The 21,057-nt window shown below is 60.0% G+C and carries 13 protein-coding genes and 2 pseudogenes; 10 read left to right on the plus strand and 5 right to left on the minus strand.

Annotated elements, in window-relative coordinates:
- Positions 1–361: pseudogene (locus O987_RS09290) on the plus strand (TetR/AcrR family transcriptional regulator); the annotation flags it as partial.
- 10 nt (positions 362–371) lie between these two features.
- On the opposite strand, the gene O987_RS09295 reads toward O987_RS09290, so the two are convergent.
- The gene (locus tag O987_RS09295) at positions 372–1,556 is read right to left on the minus strand and encodes a multidrug effflux MFS transporter (protein ID WP_043371846.1); all 1,185 of its coding nucleotides are present in this window, start codon (positions 1,554–1,556) and stop codon (positions 372–374) included.
- Complete coding sequence (locus O987_RS09300) at positions 1,540–2,001, minus strand: MarR family winged helix-turn-helix transcriptional regulator (protein WP_003056969.1); 462 nt, start codon at positions 1,999–2,001, stop codon at positions 1,540–1,542. Before O987_RS09300 ends, O987_RS09295 begins: the two co-directional genes overlap by 17 nt.
- A 60-nt stretch (positions 2,002–2,061) precedes the next feature.
- Between O987_RS09300 and O987_RS09305 the strand changes: the two genes are divergently transcribed.
- Positions 2,062–2,607, plus strand: a complete 546-nt coding sequence (locus tag O987_RS09305) for a PaaI family thioesterase (RefSeq protein WP_003056965.1) — start codon at positions 2,062–2,064, stop codon at positions 2,605–2,607.
- Positions 2,608–3,151: 544 nt separating this feature from the next.
- Positions 3,152–3,969: pseudogene (locus O987_RS27920) on the plus strand (IS5 family transposase).
- Positions 3,970–4,010: 41 nt separating this feature from the next.
- Here O987_RS27920 and O987_RS09320 read toward each other — a convergent pair.
- Both O987_RS09320 and O987_RS09325 read right to left on the minus strand, forming a co-directional pair.
- Positions 4,011–6,272 carry a sensor histidine kinase gene (locus O987_RS09320; protein ID WP_235214330.1) on the minus strand — a complete coding sequence of 754 codons (2,262 nt, stop codon included), beginning with the start codon at positions 6,270–6,272 and terminating at the stop codon, positions 4,011–4,013.
- Between the two features lie 38 nt (positions 6,273–6,310).
- The gene (locus tag O987_RS09325; RefSeq protein ID WP_003056954.1) at positions 6,311–7,141 is read right to left on the minus strand and encodes a DNA-binding response regulator; all 831 of its coding nucleotides are present in this window, start codon (positions 7,139–7,141) and stop codon (positions 6,311–6,313) included.
- 362 nt (positions 7,142–7,503) lie between these two features.
- Here O987_RS09325 and O987_RS09330 point away from each other — a divergent pair, with 362 nt between their 5' ends.
- The 5 genes from O987_RS09330 to bamE all read left to right on the plus strand — a co-directional run bounded on the left by O987_RS09330 (position 7,504) and on the right by bamE (position 16,894).
- Positions 7,504–11,307: an Ig-like domain-containing protein gene (locus O987_RS09330; protein WP_043371849.1), complete on the plus strand. Its 3,804-nt coding sequence runs from the start codon at positions 7,504–7,506 to the stop codon at positions 11,305–11,307.
- Positions 11,308–11,517: 210 nt separating this feature from the next.
- Complete coding sequence (locus tag O987_RS09335; RefSeq protein WP_235214331.1) at positions 11,518–12,873, plus strand: TolC family outer membrane protein; 1,356 nt, start codon at positions 11,518–11,520, stop codon at positions 12,871–12,873.
- A gap of 71 nt (positions 12,874–12,944) precedes the next feature.
- Positions 12,945–15,140 (plus strand): type I secretion system permease/ATPase, encoded by a 2,196-nt coding sequence (locus O987_RS09340; protein ID WP_235214333.1) that lies wholly within the window; start codon positions 12,945–12,947, stop codon positions 15,138–15,140.
- Positions 15,137–16,414 carry an HlyD family efflux transporter periplasmic adaptor subunit gene (locus tag O987_RS09345; protein ID WP_144244916.1) on the plus strand — a complete coding sequence of 426 codons (1,278 nt, stop codon included), beginning with the start codon at positions 15,137–15,139 and terminating at the stop codon, positions 16,412–16,414. Before O987_RS09340 ends, O987_RS09345 begins: the two co-directional genes overlap by 4 nt.
- Positions 16,415–16,456: 42 nt before the next feature.
- Positions 16,457–16,894, plus strand: a complete 438-nt coding sequence (gene bamE / locus O987_RS09350) for an outer membrane protein assembly factor BamE domain-containing protein (protein WP_043376289.1) — start codon at positions 16,457–16,459, stop codon at positions 16,892–16,894.
- A gap of 321 nt (positions 16,895–17,215) precedes the next feature.
- Here bamE and O987_RS09355 read toward each other — a convergent pair whose 3' ends face one another.
- On the minus strand, positions 17,216–18,154 hold the full coding sequence (locus tag O987_RS09355; RefSeq protein WP_043371853.1) for a LysR family transcriptional regulator: 939 nt from the start codon (positions 18,152–18,154) through the stop codon (positions 17,216–17,218).
- A gap of 150 nt (positions 18,155–18,304) precedes the next feature.
- Here O987_RS09355 and O987_RS09360 point away from each other — a divergent pair, with 150 nt between their 5' ends.
- Both O987_RS09360 and O987_RS09365 read left to right on the plus strand, forming a co-directional pair.
- Entirely contained in the window at positions 18,305–18,769 is a 465-nt protein-coding gene (locus O987_RS09360) for a (2Fe-2S)-binding protein (RefSeq protein ID WP_043371855.1), read from the plus strand.
- 19 nt (positions 18,770–18,788) lie between these two features.
- Positions 18,789–21,050 carry a xanthine dehydrogenase family protein molybdopterin-binding subunit gene (locus O987_RS09365; RefSeq protein WP_043371857.1) on the plus strand — a complete coding sequence of 754 codons (2,262 nt, stop codon included), beginning with the start codon at positions 18,789–18,791 and terminating at the stop codon, positions 21,048–21,050.
- Positions 21,051–21,057: the final 7 nt, after the last annotated feature.

Genomic DNA, 21,057 nt, shown 5'->3' on the forward strand with positions numbered 1-21,057 from the left:
GAGCATCGTGACGATCGGGCGGCAGGCTGCAACATGGCCGCATCTGGGCTCCGATGCAGCGCGTCAGACGCAAGAGGTCAAGACGACATTTGCTGCAGGCATCGAAAGCTTGCTGCACGCCCTTGAGAAGGAATGTCCGACCTCGGAGCGAGCAGAAAATGATGGGGCACGGGCCAAGTCCATCGACACCTTTGCGCACATCGTCGAGGCCCTGGTCATGTCACAGGCCTGTCCCGATGATTCGCCACTTGCCGACGAAATCTTGGCTGTGTGTCGGGAGAAGATCCTTGGCGCGTTGGCGGAGCAAGAAGGCGTACCGCCTCACGCAGCGGCTCACGCTACTCAATCTGATGTGGCCTGAGCTTTAACGTTCAGCGCTTTACCGCAACCCCAAACGTCACCATCGCCATCAGCAAGCTGGTGGCGATGACAGCGCTGAATGCCAGGTAGGGTGAAAGCGGCAGTGCGGAGGTGATCGCGATGGAGATCGCCGCACAGCCCATTTGGAGGAAGCCCAGCAAAGCAGAGGCTGCCCCAGCATTTTGGCCAAACGGCTGCAGGGTCACGGCAGTTCCCAAGGGATTGATCAGGCCCATTCCAATCAGAAACACTGTCAACGCCGCCGAGAAGTAGTACACCTGCTCCGGGGCTGCCAGCAGGGTCGCACCACCGGCAAAGGCGACGGCGATGCCTGCACGGGCAGCGCGCATTGCGCCAAAGCGATGCGCAAGTCGAGGGGCGAGCAGACCAGCGCCAAAGACAACAAAGACGGTAGACGCGAAAAAAAGAGCGAGTTGCAAGGGTGAAAAACCGAACCCTTCCATCAAGATGGCCGGTGCCATTGCAAAAAACAGATACAGCGAGCCCAAGACCAAGCTGACAGACATTGCTGGTGCAATGAAACGGTGGTCAGTCAAGAGTGCTTTGTAGGTCGCAGTTACAGCACTGAGTGCCAACGGGCGGCGTAAGTCGGAACTATGCGTCTCGCCAAGCCGCGACACATAGTGGATACCTAGCAGGATGGCAAGCACCCCGATAACGCCAAAGGTTGCGCGCCAGCCCAAAACGCTATTGAAGACACCGCCAAGTAGCGGAGAAAAACCGGGTGCAGCTGCCATGGCGACCATGACCAGCGACAGCGCACGAGCGAGGGCATCGCCTTCAAACAGGTCTCGGGCAATCGCACGCGATAGGACGGACGTAGCACAAACGCCAAGGGCTTGAATCACTCGGCCGACGATGAGCTGAGGAAGGCTTGTAGCAAAGGCACATACCGCGCTACCGACCACAAACACGCACAAACCGCATACCACCAGGGGTGTGCGTCCAAAGCGATCCGACAACGGCCCCACGAAAAGCTGACCCAACGCGAAAGCCACAAAGAAGGTGCTCAGAGTGGCGCTAAGGTCTTTGACAGATGTCCCAAGCTCGGCCCCCATGGAAGGGAAGGCTGGCAGGATGATGTTGGTGGCCAACGATCCCAGCGCTGCCAGGCCCGCGAGCATCAGCAGCAACTCGCCGGACAGGGATTTCGTGGACTCAATCGGCTTGTGCATCGTCGCTCCCTTCATCGCCGTCAAGGCATTCAATGCAGGAGTCGATCAGGTCATGCAGCGCCGCCACACGTTCCGTCCCCAGCTGCGCGTTCAAAGCAAGCTGTGCAGCCTTCCAAGCCTGTTGTGCTTGTGTCTGTTTAGACACGCCGGTTTCTGTTGCGGTGACCAAACGGCTGCGTGCGTCGGCTCCAGCGCCAATCGTCAGCAAGCCCATTGCTGCCAGCGGCTGAAGATTGCGCGTCAATGTCGAGGCGTCCATCTGCATGCGCTTTGCCAGATCCACCGGCCGTATCGGCCCCAGTTTGACGACGTGGGAGAGCAGGGAGTATTGCGTGATCTTCAAGCCCACCTCCGCAAAAAAGTGGTCGTAGTGCCGCGTCACGATACGACTGAGCTGGCGCAACTTCAGGTTGGTGCAACCCTGGGGCTTGATGCTGTTCTTCATTTGATATATTGTAATTACAACTATTGCAATTACAAGTTTTAAAAAATGAAGGAGGCTGAAATGACTGTGGATCAGGTTATTGAGAGATGGCGGGCGGATGAAGTTGCAGTGCGTGCTCGTCTAAGAGCTGTGGATACTGGGCCGCACGGCAGTGTCGCTGCTCGTTCTGGCATGGAAATGTTCGAGGCCATCTTCGCGGGGGAGCTGTCCCCGGCTCCAATTGGCGAAACGCTCGACTTTGTTCCCATTCGCATGGAACCAGGGGAGGCGGTGTTTCAGGGCAGCCCAAAGCGTCGTCACTACAACCCGCTGGGCACGGTGCATGGAGGCTGGTTTGCGACCTTGCTCGACTCTGCAGTGGGTTGCGCCATTCACACGACCTTGCCGGCGGGCAAAGCCTACACCACCCTGGAGCTGAAAGTGAACATGGTGCGTGCGTTGACCGAAGGGGTGCCGTTGGTGCGTGCAGAGGGAAGGGTGATCCACGCCGGCCGACAGGTAGCTACAGCGGAGGGGCGTATCGTTGGTCCCGATGGGAAGCTGTATGCCCATGCAACCACAACCTGCTTGATCTTCGATCAGCCCATTGGCGCGAAGCCATCTTGAGTAAAGCTGACGTTTTGGCATCCAAAACGACGAACGGTGAACCTTGCATAGCGGTCGGCGCCTGCCGAATCGCGACGGGCAGCAATGGGTCGCTAGCACCAATTCGACCCAGGTAAAAGCGGTCACCACGAAATGCATGGCAGTCCAGCGACTGCCTTGAGGTTTGGAGCGGACTTCCGTGAAGTCGCGCTCCAATGACTGCTTTGGGCACTGGCACTCACCGGTATCCGTGAGTTGAGCGACTGCAGGCAGCCTCTGACAGGCACTCCGCTTTGGGTAACGAATGACAAATCACCTCAATCGGTTGAAGATGAGACCGGCTTTGGATGACCCTGAGGTCAGGTGAATTGGGGCGCTGCTGCACAAATCAAGTTTGAAGCGAGCTACCCCAAACCCTAGCGGTGGCTATACCACGGCTGCCGTCTGAGGACGGCCCAGTTCTGTAGATCGATTCAATATGGCCGCCCGGATATGCAGCTCGTTAAGAGCCGCTAACGCCACTTTCCTTTGAGATCAGCCAGAAGCATTTATGCTTTTGGCCCTCATGGCAAGACAACCCGTTAGCAAAGAACTGTGGCGACAGCTGCAGCCCCTGATCCCCGCCTTCACGCCTTCCGTCGAAGGTGGCGCACGCAAGCTCACCGTGAGCGATGAAGCAGCACTCAATGGCATTCTGTTCGTGCAGCAAACAGGCATCCCATGGAAGACTTGCCTCAGTCCTTGGGTTACGGCAGTGGTATGACCTGCTGGCGGCGCTTGCGTGACTGGAATGCCAATGGCGTTTGGCCGCGTTTGGTAGCGTTTGCACCAAGCCATGCAGGTACGTCTGCGCGAGCATGACCAGATTGATTGGAGCCGAGCCAGCATAGATGGCTCCTCGGTGCCAAGCCCCCGGGGGGCCAGGAAACGGGCCCCAACCCCACCGACAGAGGCAAGCTCGGCTCCAAACGACATATCGTCGTAGATGCCAGAGGCATCCCACTGTTGATCCTCGTCAGTGGTGCCAACAGGCATGATTCCATGATGTTCGAGAAGTGCATGGATGCGATTGCAGCCATTGCGGGCTTGCAGGGGCGGGCACGCAAGCGGCCGGCGAAGCTGCATGCGGACAAAGGCTACGATTACAAGCGCTGCCGCGCCTATCTCAGGCGACGAGGCATTGCCAGCCGGATTGCCAGGAGAGGTGTCGAGAGCAGCGAAAAGCTAGGCAAGCATCGCTGGGTTGTAGAGCGCACACATGGCTGGTTTGCAGGTTTTGGCAAGCTGCGCATCCGCTTTGAAAGGCGGCTGGATATCCACGAAGCGTTGCTGAAACTGGCCGCTGCGATCATCTGTGCACGCTTCGTGGATCGGTGGTGTTAGCCGCTCTAAGGATGGCCCCAATTCACTGCGTGTGCTGATAATCATCGCAGTGGTGCATCGCGTGCGATATTGCTGATCTGCTCAAAATCCAAATCATCCAGGGATTGTCTGACCGCCTTGATCAAAACCTGATAGTCCGTGCCGTTATCCATGGCATCAATCCAGCAGTGCAGATCGCTCCAGTTTCCTTGGTCTGCAAGCCGAGCCAATTCGCTCTTGTGCTCTCTTGGAAGAGCTTCGAGTTTATGCATGGTCTTCAGCTGATTGTATTTTTCCGATGTGGTTTGAGTTAACAAAGCCTGGAAGAGAGGGCTATCCGATACCTGCTTCACCATGAGAAAGAAAACCGCATTGGTGCCGCGCCCTGGTTGGCTGTCTATCGATAGATGGCCGTTCATTTTCTCAATGATGCGCTGCGCTATCAGAAGCCCCAGTCCTCGCTTGCTGTGGGTGCGATTCGCTGCCAGCGATTTCTGAATTCCGGCAAGGACTTTTGCATCTATGCCGGAACCGCTATCGCTAACCTCAAAGCGTAGATGCCATTGTTCTCTGCCACGGTATTGGGCGTGCAGCTTGAGGTCAATGTTTCCGTCGAATGTGAATTTCGCAGCGTTGGACAGGAGATTGAGCACCGCCTGCTGCAGGCGCTTTCCGTCCAGATAGATATGTGTGGGCAGCAGGCTCTGGATTTGCAGTGAAAAGGTATTGCGCTGGCGATGGGCCAGGGCCTGGGCGTACTTGGTCAGATCGCTCAGCAAAGAACTCAGATCCACTGATTGCTCATTCAATGCCAATGGAGGCTGCAGCTCATCTTTGGCATAGTCCACCAGCTCGTCTATCAATGCCAATTGGTAGGCTGCACTTCTTTCAATGGCTGCCAGTTTGTCCGTGTCAACCTTGTTCGGGGACTGGTGCATCAGCTGCAGATAGGCAATGATCGCAGAGACAGGTGCTCGCAAATCATGACTGACATAGGCGAGCAGTTCTTTTTGTTCCAGCGAACGTTGCTCTGCTTGTTCTAGAGCCTCTTTGAGCGCGCTGGTTTTGTGCTCGACCTCTTGTTCCAGGCGCTCTTGCTGCTGGCTTTGCCATTGCAGCAATGTGAGCTGCGCCTGATGCCTTTGATGGGAATATTGATAGGCCGAGCTGGTGATAATGAAAAGGCCGATCGTCAGGGCGGGCAGCACAAGCACATATTGCTCGAGAAGCTGAACCACTGAGATATTGGGCACAAGCAGTGCGGCGGCGCGTAGCAATGCACCGAATGCCAGGACAGAGACCAGCAGCAAGGCAGTCATGCCCCCTGGCCCCCCATTGCGATAGTAGATATATGTGCAAGCCAGAATCGTGAGCAGACTAAACAGTGCGACGATGATGCCGGTAAGTGCGAACCACTCATAAGGTCCAAATAGTGCACCGATCAGAACAACGCTTTCCAGGACAGCGATGAGCTTGAGCAGGAGTATTCCGGATGAGGGCAGATAGTTTTGCGCTTTTTCCAGGCGCGCCCGCAGATACAGCAATAGGCTCAGTACGATGCCAGCCACCAGAACATGATGGGAGCGGTAACCCCACTCTGTGCTGCTGGGCCAAAGTATGATTTGTGCATAGCCGCGATAGGTCGCTTCGTAGAGTGCAGCCAGCAGCAGCCCCAATGTTTGCCATTCCATCATGGGGGTGCGCAGAATTCTCCACAGTGCTGCGGAATACACTACGAAAACAAGGATGCTCCCGATCAGCAGTCCACTGAATAGCGCATAGTCCCGCTCCATCATGTGCCATTGATCCACGGTATGCAGTGCGACGTCCAGCTTGCTGGATGCGTAACTATTGACGTGAACCAGTACGCGTACGCTCTCTCCTGGAGCGAGATTGATGGCAATCTGAGGTACTCGGGTCAGCGATTGGTTGGGGTCGCTGATTCCAGCCAGCATTCGACTTGCGCGAACCTGGCCCTCCCGCATGCGCAGGACATAAAAATTCACATGTTGCAGCCAACATGCCCCCAAAGCCAGTTGCACTGCTTGAGGGCTTTCTAGATCGTTGTGCAGTGTCATCCTGAGCCACAGATGACGCATATCGAATCGCCCATCAAGCGTCTTGGCTGTGACAGTGCGAAATCCATCAATCTCACCATTAGGAAGGGCTGCCACGTTCAGCGGCGCTTCGTTTGGTGAACCTCGTTCCCAGACTTCAACCGTGTTATCCAGGACCTTGAGGCCGAGAATCACATCGCTGATCTGAATGCTTGGCGGGGAGGACACTTCAATCGCCTTCGCATCAATCGCCCAGCACAGCAGCATGCTGCACAGCAGATGGATGCAGCCAGATACGCATCGCCTCATGGCTTCTGACCCAGGCAGGAGCGCCGAAAAGCGGATGGGGTGCAGCCAAAGTAGGCATGAAAAGCGGAGGAGAAATTCGCTGCGCTGGAGAATCCTATGGCTGCGGCCACTTCTTCTATATGCATGGCGGAGCTGGCAAGCATGCGTTTGGCCTCGTGAAGGCGAGCCTCGCGAATGAATTTGTAAACCGTGTTGCCCGTGTGAGTCTGAAAGACCCTTGTCAAGCGCTTTTCATTGGTGCCTAGTTGGGTTGCCAATTCAGGCAGGGGCGGAACCTTGGACAAGTCGGAAAGGACCAACTGCTGCGCAGCCCGCAGCAAGGTCAGATTGTGAACAGCGCTCAGTGTGCTCGATAGTCTTGCTGGCTCAGAATCCTGCGCTGGAGGTTCTGGTGAAGTGCATGCATCTTGGTCTGGTTTTCCTTGGCGTTGCGTCAAAGCCAGATGGATTTCCACACGCGCAAGAACCTCATTGATGTCGAACGGCTTTTGGATGTAGTCCACGGCGCCCAGCTGCAATCCCTTGAGACGCTCCTGGGGTGAAGCGCAAGAAGTCACAAAAATCACAGGGATGTCTGCCGTGGAAGGGTCAGCCTTCAGTAGCCTGCAGGCGGTAAATCCATCGACATCGCCCATGTTTACGTCCAGAAGGATTAATTCAAATTGCTGAGTGGTGGCGCGGCGATAGCCTTGCATGCCGTCCATGGCGACGGAAAGACGATAGCCATTGCTTTTGAGCAATTCCAGCAGGATCTTGAGTTCAGCCACGTTGTCGTCGATGACGAGAATTCTTTCCCCGGAGGGGCCTGCAGGCGACCAGTAAGACACAGCAACAATCCGAGGTTAGATGGTTATGTTGAAAACCTCGGGATTGTGAAGTTGATCTTTAACGAGGTGTTACGTTTCGAGGGTTTGGATGACGCAGATGCACAGAATCTGACGTTTGTTTACAAGTTTTTCCGGAATACAAAAGCAATTTCCTGTTTTTAAAAATTGGCGCGATGCGGCGAATCTCTGTCATCAGAAAAATTGACATTTTTTTGAGTGTTTGTCTGGTGGGAAGACGGAATGTTCGCTTTTGCAAAAGCGTTCCAGATCGCTAGCTCCTAGCATTCGCAGGCGTTTGGCATTGAGCACCCCGGAGTAGAGGGTTCAGAGTTTTGCCAAGGTCAGGAATCAAGGAGCAGTTCATGGAAGCCGTATATAAATCGGGTGGAAAAATCGTCCTTGCGCAGCAAGGACTGGTCTTAGACAAGCCTTCTGCAGTCATCCTCAAAGTTGCACCGGAACAGATCGCCAAATCAGTGCGTGTCGGTAATGATCTGGTGTTGACGCTGGTCGATGGAGAGCAAATCCATGTGAACGGATTCTTCACGGCATATGCAGAGGACGGGCGCAATGATCTGGTCTTGGAAGACCAGCACGGGGTGCTCTGGTGGGGACAATATGGAAAGGCCTGGGAAGGCTTCGAGTTCACCGAGATCGAATCGGATGAGCCTGCCGCACCGTGGTTGCCTTGGCTTCTGGGGCTGGCCTTGGGTGGGCTGGCTGCGTCGAGCGGCGGGGGCGGCGGCAAGAATATCGACCATCCTCCTGAGGCTGCCGATCCCCATGTGGGTTTGCGTCACCTTGCCTCAGACCCTGTGCCCGGGCAGGAATTCAGCAATGGCGGCAACACGGTTTCGGTACGTGAAGATCAGCCGTTCAACGGCAAGATCACCGGTCAGGACAAGGACGGTGACCCACTGACCTACGAGCTGGGCACTCCGCCCGCTCACGGAACCGTGGTCGTGACACCGGACGGCAAGTACACCTACATCCCCAACAAGGACTGGAGCGGCCCGGGCACGGACGAGTTCACGGTGATCGTGGACGATGGCAAGGGCGGCAAGACCACGACCACGGTGACCGTGAACGTCACGCCCGAGCAGGATGCGTTCGACGACCGGGCGAGCACGGGCTTTGAGAAGTCCGTCACCATCGATGTGCTGGGCAACGACGACTTCGAAGGCAGCAACGTCAAGATCACCCACGTCAACGGCAGCGCCATTGCCGAAGGCCAGACCGTGACCGTGACCGATGGCAGCGTCAAGCTGGAGGGCGGCCAACTGGTGTTCACGCCCGATGCGGGCTTCAACGGCGACGCCCGGTTCAGCTACACGGCGCAGACCGACGGCGGCACGCCCGAGACGGCGGATGTCATCGTGACGGTGGCAGCCAACCAGTTGCCCGAGACGACCGATCCCAACGAAGGCCTTAACCCCGGCGACCCTGGCTACATCCCCGGCCAGAGCTTCACGCCTGGCGGCGGCTACACCGTCACCGTGGGCGAGGATCAGCGCTTCAACGGCAAGATCACGGGCGAGGACAAGGACGGTGACCCACTGACCTACGAGCTGGGCACTCCGCCCGCTCACGGCACCGTGACTATCGACAAGCACACCGGCAAGTACCTCTACACGCCCCACCAGGACTGGAGCGGCCCGGGCACGGACGAGTTCACGGTGATCGTGGACGACGGCAAGGGCGGCAAGACCTCGACCACGGTGACCGTGAGCGTCACGCCCGAGCAGGATGCGTTTGACGACCGGGCGAGCACGGGCTTTGAGAAGTCCGTCACCATTGACGTGCTGGGCAACGACGACTTCGAAGGCAGCAACGTCAAGATCACCCACGTCAACGGCAGCGCCATTGCCGAAGGCCAGACCGTGACCGTGGCCGATGGCAGCGTCAAGCTGGTGGGCGGCCAACTGGTGTTCACGCCCGATGCGGGTTTCAACGGCGACGCCCGGTTCAGCTACACGGCGCAGACCGACGGCGGCACGCCCGAGACGGCGGATGTCACCGTGACGGTGAGCCAGCCACCGGTGTTTGTCGATCCAAGCGATCCTGGCGAACCGCCGGTGACCAGCTATGCCTTTGAATACGAAGAGAACAGCCCCGTTGGCAAGTGGCTGGGTCAGGTAAAGGCCAATGATGCCGACAGCACATCGGTGACCTACAGCATCGATCCGGCCAGCGATCCCGATGGCTGGTATGCGATTGATGCTACGACTGGGGAGATCACGCTGACGGCGGCTGGAGCGGCGTCGCAAGCCAATGATTTCGAGCAAGGCAGCAATAGCCAGACGATCACGGTGGTGGCGACCGATAGCGAGGGAGGCAAGACCGAGGTCGCTGTCACGCTCAATGAAAAGGACCTGAACGACAACGCCCCTGTGTTGGTGATGGACCCCGAAGACAAGGTGTTGCATGTTGCGGAGGAGGCCCTGGTCGGAGGCATCAAGGATGACCCGGGCAGCACGACCACAGCCACGGGCAAGATCAGCTTTACCGATGCGGATAAGACACCGGACATCAACACCTTTTCGCTGGAGATGCAAGGCCCTGCGGACGGCAGCATCACTTCGGGCGGCGTGGCGGTGACCTGGAGCTGGGATGCTGGCAGCAGCACGCTGACCGGCATGGCCGGTGCCAAGGAGGTCATGACCGTCAAGGTCGGAGCCCTGACCGAGGTTGGTGGCCGGTACGAGGCAAGTTATACGGTCACTCTCAAGGGCCCCGTGGATCATGCAGTCGGCCGTGGTGCAAACACGCTGGACCTGGACTTCAAGGCCATCGTTCACGATGGCAAGCAGAGCAGCCAAATCGGGTTTGTCGTGGAGGTCAAGGATGATGTCCCGGCACTTGCCGATGATGCAGAGCTGGTGATCAACCTCGCCAAGCTGCAGACCAATGTGATGATCGTGCTGGACCTGTCAGGCAGCATGGCCTGGGATAGCAACGGCAAGGTACTGCCTGGCGGTGGCTCCAACGCGAACAGTCGACTGAGCCTAGCCAAGAAAGCGCTTGAAGCCCTGATCAACAAGTACGAAGAGTACGGCGATGTGGCGGTCAAGCTGGTGACTTTCAACGGCTCCACCGCCAATGCCCATGCCACCTGGATGAGTGCCGCGACGGCCATCGCTATCATCAATGGCCTGACAGCGACTGGCGGTACGCCCTATAAAGCCGCCCTCAACGCGGCGATGGGTACCAATGGCTTTGCCGACAATGTGGGCAAGCTGACCGGGGAGGGGGTGCAGAATGTTTCGTACTTCATCACCGATGGTGTGCCTACCTTGGGCCAAGGCGTCAACCCAAGACTGCAGGCTCAGTGGGAAGACTTTCTGACGACTCACCACATCAACTCCGTGGGGGTGGGCTTTGGCGGTATCAAGACGGGCGATATCCCGAATATTGACCCGATCGCCTACAACGGCCCAGCTGGAGTGGAGAACGCCGTGGTCCTGGCCAATTCGGCGGCGGAGCTCAACTCCACGCTGCAGGACCTGATCCAGTTACCCAGGCTGGAGGGCTCGTTGCGCGGCGAACTCGACAGCGCCGTGGAAGGCTATGGTGCAGACGGTGGTTTTATCAATGTGCTGGAGGTCGACGGCGTCTCCTATACCTACCTGCCCGGGCAGGCGCTGCAGGTGGCGGGCAACCCGGCTTCGGGAACCTACACCTATGACGCCGCCAAGCACCTCATCACCATCAAGACAGCTGCAGGTGGCTCGTTGACCGTGGAGTTCGATACGGGCAAGTTCATCTATGAGGGCAAGGCGCTGGCTTCCTACTGGGATCGCTTTGGCTACACCATCCAGGACGGAGATGGCGACCAGGCATCGACCGTCAAGGATGTGAAGGTGGTCTACGACGGTGGCGATCCCGGCCCCAAGCCTGCGTATGCGTCGCCGTTGCTGGCCATGAGCCTCGACCCGGAGCAGCTCGATGCTCTGCATGAGGGTGCGGAGGAGCCTGCTGCTACGGCGTTGCCTGCGCTGCACGATGTGCTGCAGTCCAAGGACGAGGCCGCCGGCGACATCGACGGACTGGGTTCGGTGCAAGCTCCTGCAGCCGCTGTTGCTCCTGTCGCTGCGTCACAGGATCTTGCCTTGTATATGCCAGATCCTTTGCCAGAGGAAGAGCTGCACCAGCCGGTGCATGCCTGATGCTCTTCAAACTTGATAGCTGTTAGCGCATGAAGCACGGCGTTTTTAGTATTAAAAATGCTGGAAGTGCCGTGTCTAATGAAAAGTCAGCTATTTAAGTAAGAGCAAGCAAGAAAAAACAAATAAGCTGTGTCGCTGGCTGGAGGCCGCGATGCAGAACGGTGGTCGCGCCATGGAGCTGCGATGCCAAGCTGTGAAATGGCGATGGATATGTCGATCAAGTCCAAACTTCCTCTGGTTTTCGTGCAGCAGGTTGCCGCAGCGGTCGCACTTGCCTGTGCCGTGGGAGGCGCCCATGCAGCTGCCGCTGGAGGCCAAGCCATGGATATGCGTGCAGCGGTGCAAGCTGCTGTGGCATGGCACCCCGCCGTGCGCACGGCGCAGAGGCAACTGCAGGGAGCCGATGAGGGCGTGGCTTCGGCCCGCGCCGGTTATTACCCGCAGGTCAAGGGCGGGGTGGGGGCGCAGGTAAACAACCGCGATGTCTACCCCTATACCTCGCGGCGCGTGTATGACGCCAGCGTTTCGGTGTCGCAGATGCTGTATGACTTCGGCAAGGTGGACAGCGCCGTGAAGCAGGCTGAGGCCGGCATTGAGCTTGCCCAGGCGCAGGTGTATCTGTCCACCGACGATGTGGCGCGCGAGGCTGCGCAAGCCTGGGTGGAGCTGCGTCGCCAGCAGGCCATGGTGGCGATTGCCAAAAGTCAGCTCGAAGGCGTGGGGGCGCTGGCGGAGCTGGCCTGGGAGCGACAGGTCAAAGGTGCCAGCACCCGTTCCGACTTTATGCAGGCGCAATCGCGCAGGGATGGTGCACGCGGCCAGTTGATCAATTACGAGGCGCAGGCGCGCCGCTGGCAGGCGCGGCTGATGACTCTGACCGGGATGCAGACGCCCCCCACCCTGAGTGCAGGAAGGGGAGGTATGCCGGATGCCCTGCCCCAGGCCTGCACTGCTGCGCAGCTGCTGCCCACGGCGACGGTGCGCCGAGCTCAGGGGCAGCGGGCGTTGGCCCTGGCCGAGTTGAAGGCCGCTGACGCACAACTGATGCCCACGCTATCGGTGGATGGATCGGCCTCGCGCGGGCTTACCGCAGCATCGCGCCCGGCCGGCTACCCGGATCTGGATATGCGCGTGATGTTCAATGTATCGGCGCCGCTGTTCGAGGGAGGGCGCAACCAGGCCCGCCAGCGCGCAGCAGGGCACGCGCTGGAGGCTGCGGACGCGGCTGTGGCCAATGCCGAGTTCCAGGCTCGGCAGTCGCTGCGTGATGCACAGGACCAGAGCCAGGGTTTAGGGGAGCGCCAGCCGGTGGTGGACGAGCGTATCGCCAGCATCCGCATCACGCGTGACCTGTACCGTGAGCAATACCTGCAATTGGGCACGCGCTCGCTGCTGGATCTGCTCAATGCCGAGCAGGAATACCACGGCGCACGTTTCGAGCAGGTGGACAACGCTCATGACCTGCTGCGGCTGGCTGTGGAGTGCTGGTACCAGAGCGGACGGTTGGCGGATGAGTTCTCGCTCGATACGCGGCTCCGGGATGTGAGCCAAGGAGTGATGCGATGAACGGGACGAAGAATCAGGGCCATCGGAAGCAGGCAGATTCCGGGCCGCTGCCGCTATTCATGCAGGGTTGGATGGAAGCGATACTGGCAGTGGCCGCGAACTATCAGATCGACACCTCGCGTGAACGCCTGCGCGTGGATGCGGCCTGGGCGGCTGGTGGCGATCTGTCGGCCGACGATCTACGTCAATGCATACGTCAGATGGCCAGGCAGGCGGGGTTGATCGTGACCGAGGTGGCTCCAGATCTGAAACGGCTCACGGCCTGGCGTCTGCCCCTGGTCTTGCAGCTGCGCGGCGGGCAGGTGGCTGTCATCACGGCACTGGCCGATGATGGCCTGCGCCTGCTGCTGAGCGGCGATGAGGGCGGTGAGAGCACATACACGCTGGCCGAGTTGCAGCCCGAATTGGAGGTGATGGCGGTGCTGCGCCCGCTGCGGTCGACCCCCGATTCGCGCGTGGACGGCTACCTGCGCCCGGTGGAGAGCCATTGGTTGCGCGACATTGTGTTTGCCGACCTGAGACCCTACGGCCACATTCTGTTGGCCTCGTTCATCACCAATCTGATGGCCTTGGGCGGCATTCTGTTTTCCATGCAGGTTTATGACCGCGTGGTGCCGTCCCAGTCCGAGCCTACGCTGTACGTGCTGTTTGGCGGAGTGTTGCTGTCCATCGTATTTGCCTGGGCCATGCGCGCTGCGCGCATGCACATTACCGACATGCTGGGCAAGCGTGCAGATCTGCGCATTTCGGACCGCGTCTTCGGACATGCGCTGCGAGTGAAGAACAGCGCCCGTCCACGTGCCACGGGCACTTTCGTGGCTCAGATCCGTGAACTGGAGCCAGTGCGCGAGATGCTGACCTCCACCACGGCTGCTGCGGTGGCCGACCTGCCTTTCTTTGTGCTGTTCTGCCTCATCTTCTGGATGATCGCAGGCGCATTGGTCTGGGTGCCGTTGGCGGCGTTCGTCCTGCTGCTGGCGCCCAGCCTGTTGGCGCAAAAGCGCCTGCGCAACCTGGCCCAGGCCAGCATGCGCGAATCGGCGCTACGCAACGCGATGCTGGTGGAGACCGTGCAGGGCATCGAGGACATCAAGCTGCTGCAGGCCGAGCCGCGCTTTCAGAATCAGTGGAACCACTTCAACGCAGTGAATGCGGAGGCAGGACTGAAGCTGCGAGCGCTTCTGCATGGTCTGAGCAACTGGATGCAGACGGTGCAGGGCAGCGCTTTCGCTTTTGTGGTGTTCTTTGGCGCACCCCAGGTGATGCGCGGCGAGATGAGCACCGGCGTGCTGGTTGCATCCTCCATCCTGGTCAGCCGCATGCTGGCTCCCTTGTCCAGCGTGACCGGCGTGCTCAACCGCTGGCAGCAGGCCAGGATGGCCAGTGACGGACTGGATCAGCTCATGCGCCTGCCCGTGGATCACGCGGAGGACGGCAGCCGCATCCACCGCCCCGTCATTGAAGGGCGATACGATTTCAGCGACGCCGTGTTCAGCTATGACGGCAAGACCCCCGCGCTTCAGGTCAGGCAACTGCAGATCGCGGCCGGTGAGCGCATCGCCATCCTGGGGCGCAACGGCGCGGGCAAGTCGACGCTGCTGCAGGCTCTGTCGGGTCTGATTGAACCGATGGCCGGACGGGTGCTGCTGGACGGCGTGGCCTTGGCCCACATTGACCCGGCCGACCTGCGCCGTGACGTGAGCTTGCTGACGCAGAATGCGCGTCTGTTCTATGGTTCCCTGCGCGAGAACCTGCTGCTGGGCGCGCCCCATGCAAGCGATGGGGAGCTGATGATCGCGTTGCTGGATGCCGGCGCCTGGTCCTTTGTACAGACCTTGCCCACCGGCTTGGATCACATGGTGATGGAGGGGGGGATGGGCCTTTCGGGAGGGCAGCGTCAGGGTCTGTTGCTGGCACGCCTGCTGTTGCGCCAGCCGCGGGTGCTGTTGCTGGATGAGCCTACAGCGGCGCTGGACGATGTGGCCGAGCGCGATGTGATCGCGCGGTTACGCAAGCTTGCGCCGGGGCGCACCCTGGTTGTGGCAACGCACCGGCCTGCTGTGCTGCAGGTGGTGGACAAGATCATCGTGGTCGATAAAGGCCAGGTGGTGCTGCAGGGCGCGCGAGATGAAGTTCTCGGGCGCCTGAATGGCTCAGCCCAGCCGGCAGCCTCGCCGCAGAGTGTTCGCGTCGTGCAGAGCGCACGCATGAAGGTGGCCGTGCAGCCGCAGACAAGGCTGTCCTCTGTGGAGGAGGGGCAGAAATGACACAGACAAGCAATTCCGTCGGGGCATTCGCGACAGCCGCCGAAGCTGCTCCAGTGCGCACGCCATCACCCGAGCTTTCGGCCGCGCCAGCGCGTCTGCGTGGCGCCATGCCGGACATAGGCGACTTTGACGAGGTGCGCGCAAGCCGCTCGGATCGCGTGGTGTGGTGGGTCACAGCCTTCGTGCTGGCCTTTCTGGCCTGGGCTTGGTTCTTCGAGATCGACGAGGTATCCAACGGCGGCGGCAAGGTGATTCCATCCTCGCGCGAGCAGCGCATCCAGTCTCTTGAGGGCGGCATTCTGGCCGAGCTTCTGGTGCGAGAGGGAGACATCGTGGAAAAGGGCCAGGTGCTGGCCAAGCTGGAGCCTACACGCGGAGAATCCAGCGTGGAGGAAACGGCTGCCCGCTACCGAGCCGCCCTGGCTGCCAGCGTACGCTTGCGTGCCGAGGTCGAGGGGCAGGGCAGCCTGCAGTTTCCGCAGGAGCTGCAGGCCCATGAGCAGCTCAAAGCGTCGGAGAGCGCGCTGTTCCGTTCGCGCCGTGCGGCGCTGAACGACACCGTGGCAGGCCTGAGTCAGGCACTGGCGTTGGTGCGCAAGGAGCTGGGCATCACCCAGTCGCTGCAGGCCAGCGGTGCGGCCAGCAGCGTCGAGCTCATCCGCCTGCAGCGCCAGGGAGCGGAGCTGGAGCTGAAGATTGCCGAGGCGCGCTCCGGCTATATGGTGCGCAGCCGCGAGGAGTTGGCCAAGGCGGATGCAGAGGCGAAGTCCCTGTCCTCGGTGGTGCGAGGGCGTGCGGATTCGCTGGAGCGCCTGACACTGCAGTCGCCAGTGCGGGGCGTGGTCAAGAGCCTGCAGGTCACGACCATTGGCGGCGTGGTACCTCCCAACGGTCTGCTGATGGCGTTGGTGCCTCTGGATGACCAGTTGCTGGTGGAGGCCCATATCTCGCCGCGCGATATCGCCTTCATTCGTCCCGGGCAGGAGGCGCTGGTCAAGGTCACCGCATACGACTACGCGGTCTATGGCGGCCTCAAAGGGCAGGTGGTGACGATTGCCCCGGATACCCAACGTGACGAGGTCAAGCCCGAAATCGTCTATTACCCGGTCCTGGTGCGCACCGACTCGGACGTTCTGGTGAACAAGGCCGGCCAGCGCATGCCGATTGTGCCGGGCATGGTGGCAGCTACCGATATCCGCACGGGCCGCAAAACCGTCTGGAACTATTTGACCAAGCCGCTGAACAAGGCGCGCGAGGCCTTGCGCGAGCGCTGAAGCCCCGCAATGCGGGATTCTATTTTGATGAAAGAGGATGCCATGAGCATGATTGAATCTACCTTCCGCCTTTCCACTCTGGTGCTGGCAGCAGCTTGCATCGCCTTGCCTGCAGCGGCACGTGGCAACCCGGAGGATGCCGTCAGCAATCCCGACAAGCTGCAGTATTCCGACGTCAAGGTGGGTTACGCAGACATGAAGCCGGACTTTGCCCGCGATGGCGTGCTGGCTGAGCAGTTGGGCGGCATCCGCTCTATTCAGCCCGGAATGGCTCAGGAGAAGGTGCTGCAGACGCTGGGAGAGCCCTTGGCGCGAACAGCCGGATCCAAGGGGCAGGAGTGGGACTACAACTTCAAGCTGCGTCAACCGCAATCGGGCAACCTGCTGGTGTGCCAGTACAAGGTCGTGTTCGACGAGGTCAAGGAGGTACGCGAGTCTGTCTGGCGTCGCCAGCAGTGCCAGCAACTGGCGCAGCGCTGAGGCGCTGCTGCAGCGTCTTCAGCTCGGCCGGCACCTGGGCAATGGCTGTTCGGCAGGTGGGCATATGCCCAGGTATGCGATCCGTACAACGCTCCATCGGGCCAGGCCTGCAGGAGTGGAGTGCCTTGTTGCTTTGAAGACGTCATGAGCGATGGGCGCATGATCGTTGGCAACGTTTGCACGTGAATCGCGTTTTGCCGGTTGCCGAGCATCAGCCGGCGCAGCCTTGCTTCAGTCCTGTGAGGACTGGCTGCGCTGGCACGGCACACCGCAGAAGGCCTGGGAGTCATGGTTCTGGCAGCCCACAGAACCAGGATGAAGTCAGGGTCGCCATTGTCCATCCGCTGCATTGGAAAAGCCGTTTCGCTGCACATGGTGGACCAGAAAATCAAGAAATATCCGGGTCTTGAGAGGCAGGTGCGTGCGGTGCGGGTAATAGGCATAAAAGCCCGGAAAGCTGGCCCAATAGGGCTTCAGCACCTCAACCAGCTGGCCGGCATGGAAGGCGCCGCGCATGGATTCGCGCCAGCCGGTAATCAGACCGACGCCATCAAGGGCCGCGCGCATGGCCGTGTCGCCATGATTGACGGTCAGCGGTCCGCTCACGGCACGTTCGCACAGTTTGCCGTCGATATTGAATTCCCATTTGTAGACGGCGCCGCTGCTGCTCATGCGGTAGTTGATGCATTGATGATGCTCCAACTCATCAGGGTGTTGTGGAACGCCATGTGCCTGGAGGTAGGCGGGGGACGCGCCAAAGCTCATGGTCAGGTCCTGCGTGAGCGGCATGGCCACCATATCGCCCTCCAGCGATTCGCCATTGCGTATGCCAATGTCGAAGCCTTCGCGCACGATGTCCACAAAGCCATCGTCATAGACCAGCTCGACATGAATGTGCGGATGGTGTGCAAAGAATTCTGCGAGCATGGGTTCGACCAGCACCTTGCCTGCAGGGTGGGAGATGGTAAGGCGCAAGGTGCCGCCTTCTACGCCGGCCTGGAGTTGAAGGTCCTCGGTCGCCTCGCGCAGGTTGGCGAGAGCCGGTGAGATGCGCTCCAGATAGATTCTTCCTGCCTCCGTCAGATTGACGCTGCGCGTTGTCCGATCGAACAAGCGCACATCCAGGCGGGTTTCCAGCTTTTTGATGGTTTGGGACAGGGCGGCAGGCGTGACTCCGATGGCATGGGCTGCATAGGTCAGGCTGCGATGCTGGGCCACCTGCTCAAAGGCTGCCAGATAGGCAAGTATTTCGGGCTTCATGCCATCTATTTTTAAGTAAAGCTTAATAACATAGATAGATTGCTTGGCTTTTTCTTTTGCATTGACTGACGCACACTGCCTCTGCTTCGCGCGACTCCCACAAGCTCGCGCGGTAGCTTCCGTGTTGAAAAGCAAGAAAGAAAGCACCCCATGCCTGTCAAATTCACTCTCAACGGCAAGCCAGTATCGGCCGATGTGGATCCTTCAACGCCCATCCTCTGGACCTTGCGTGACACGCTGGGCATGACCGGGACCAAGTTTGGTTGCGGCATGGCCATGTGCGGCGCTTGCACCGTGCATCTGAACGGCCAGGCCATACGATCGTGCATCACGCCCGTCTCGGCGGCGCAGGGGCAGAAGGTCACCACCATCGAAGCGCAGGCCGCAGACAAGGTGGGCAAGGCTGTTGAGGATGCATGGGTGCGCCACGACGTGGCTCAATGCGGCTATTGCCAAAGTGGGCAGATCATGAGTGCCACCGCGCTGCTCAGCAGCAATCGCCGACCCAGCGATGCTGATATCGATGCTGCCATGGCGGGCAATATCTGCCGCTGCGGAACCTATGCACGCATCCGTGCAGCCATCCACGATGCGGCCAAAGACCTGTCGGCCTGAAGAATAAGGAGTACATCCCATGCCTATTCCTCAGCATTTTTTTGCAGATCTGCCCAAAGGTCTGCGCGCGCTCGCAGCTGACACGCTGGATACTGGCTCGAAGCTTGAGCGGCGCGAGTTTCTCAAGTTGGCGACGGCCTCGGGTTTTGCGCTGGGCATATTCCCCGCCGCTGCAACGGCCCAGACGAGGGGCGATGAGCAGGTTGCTGCCAGCGCGCTCAAACCCACCCAGCAGCCCTCGGCTTTCGTGAAGATCGGTCGTGATGGTGTGGTGACGATCACGATCAACCGACTGGAATTTGGCCAGGGTGTGCAAACCGGCCTGCCCATGGTGCTGGCCGAAGAGCTGGACGCCGACTGGTCCAAGGTGCAGGGCGTGCACGGCAATGCCGATCCCGCCTATGTGGACCCGGTCATGGGGATGCACTTGACGGGCGGCTCCACCGCCATCAAGAACTCCTATGTCCAGTACCGGGAGCTGGGCGCGCGCACCCGCGCCATGCTGCTTGCCACGGCGGCCAGGCGTTGGGGCGTGGACCCACAGTCCTTGCGCACGCAGGCAGGGCAGGTGATCGGCCCCAAGGGCAGGAAACTGGGCTACGGCGAGCTGGCCGATGAAGCCATGAAGATGCCGGTCCCGCAGCAGGTGGTGCTCAAGGACGCCAAGGACTTTCGCATCATCGGCCGAGCCACGGGACGGCTCGATGCACGCGCCAAGTCCAGCGGCAGGCAGTCCTACGGCATTGACATGCATCTGCCTGGAATGCTGACTGCGGTGGTGGCGCATCCGCCGGTGTATGGCAGCAAGATCCAGTCGGTGGACGATGCGGCAGCCAAGGCCATCAAGGGCGTGCGCGCGGTACTGCGTGTGCCCAGCGTGTGGGGCGGCGAGCTGGTTGCGGTGCTGGCCGATGGCTACTGGCCTGCCAAGCAAGGACGCGATGCCTTGAAAGTCCAGTGGGACAGCAGCGCTGTAGGCAAAGTCGATTCGGTGCAGCAACTGGCCCAGTATCGTGAACTTGCCAAGCGGCCGGGCGCGCCGAAGTTTGATGCCGATGTTTCGGCGCTGGGCGGCGCAGCGCACAAAATCAGCGCTGAATATGTGTTTCCCTATCTTGCCCACACTCCGATGGAGCCGCTGAACTGCACGGTACGTGTGACAGGAGCCGGAAAGGACGCCAGGGTCGAGCTTTGGCTGGGTACGCAGGCTCCGGGCTGGGAAGTGGCAACGGCTGCGCGCGTGCTCGGCGTGACCCCTCAGAATGTCCGCGTCAATGTGCAGATGGCGGGCGGTGGCTTCGGACGCCGTGCCAATCCGCGCAGCGACTATGTGGCCGAAGCCTGCGAGATTGCCAAGGCCGCCCGAGCTTCTGGTATCGACGCGCCGGTGCGCATGATCTGGAGCCGCGAGGACGATGTCAAGGGAGGCTATTACAGGCCCATGCATGTACATCGTGCCGAGATAGGTTTTGACGAGAAGGGGCGGGTGCTTGCCTGGGACCATGTGATCGTGGGCCAGTCGCTTGCCAAGGGCACGGCGTTTGAAGGTTTCATGCTCAAGAACGGCGTGGATACCACCACGGTTGAAGGCATGAAGGAGCCCTATGACCTGCCGATGCGACTGTCGGTTCATCATCCCGAGCTCAATGCACCGGTGCTTTGGTGGCGTAGCGTGGGATCTACCCACACTGCCTATGTGATGGAGACCCTGATTGACGAGATTGCCCGGGCCGTCAAAAAGGATCCTGTCGCGTATAGGCTGGAGCAGTTTGGCGAGCGCCATCCGCGCCATAAGGCTGCACTGCAGCTGGCGGTGGAAAAGTCGGGCTACGGAAAGCGGCAGCTGGCCGAGGGCAGGGCCTGGGGTGTGGCCGTGCATCAGTCTTTCGACTCGGTGGTCGCCTATGTGGTGGAGGCATCCGTGACTGAGGGCGCTCCCAAGCTGCATGCAGTCACCGCAGGCGTGCACTGCAATCTTGCGGTCAACCCTCGCAGCGTGGAGGCGCAGGTGCAAGGCGGAGCCTTGATGGGCCTTGGCATGTGCTTGCCCGGCGCTGCGATCACATTCAAGGATGGTCAGGTGGAGCAGGGCAATTTCAATGACTACACCGTGGCCCGCTTGACGGACATGCCTGCGATCACGGTGCATATTGTGCCCAGTGCCGATGCCCCAACCGGCATGGGTGAGCCAGGTGTGCCGCCGCTGGCGCCGGCCTTTGCCAATGCCATTGCCAGGCTGAGCGGCCATACACCGCGCGAGCTTCCATTTCCCAAGGCCTAGGAGCGTC

The organism is Comamonas testosteroni TK102 (assembly GCF_000739375.1).
Classification (GTDB): Bacteria; Pseudomonadota; Gammaproteobacteria; order Burkholderiales; family Burkholderiaceae_C; genus Comamonas; species Comamonas brasiliensis.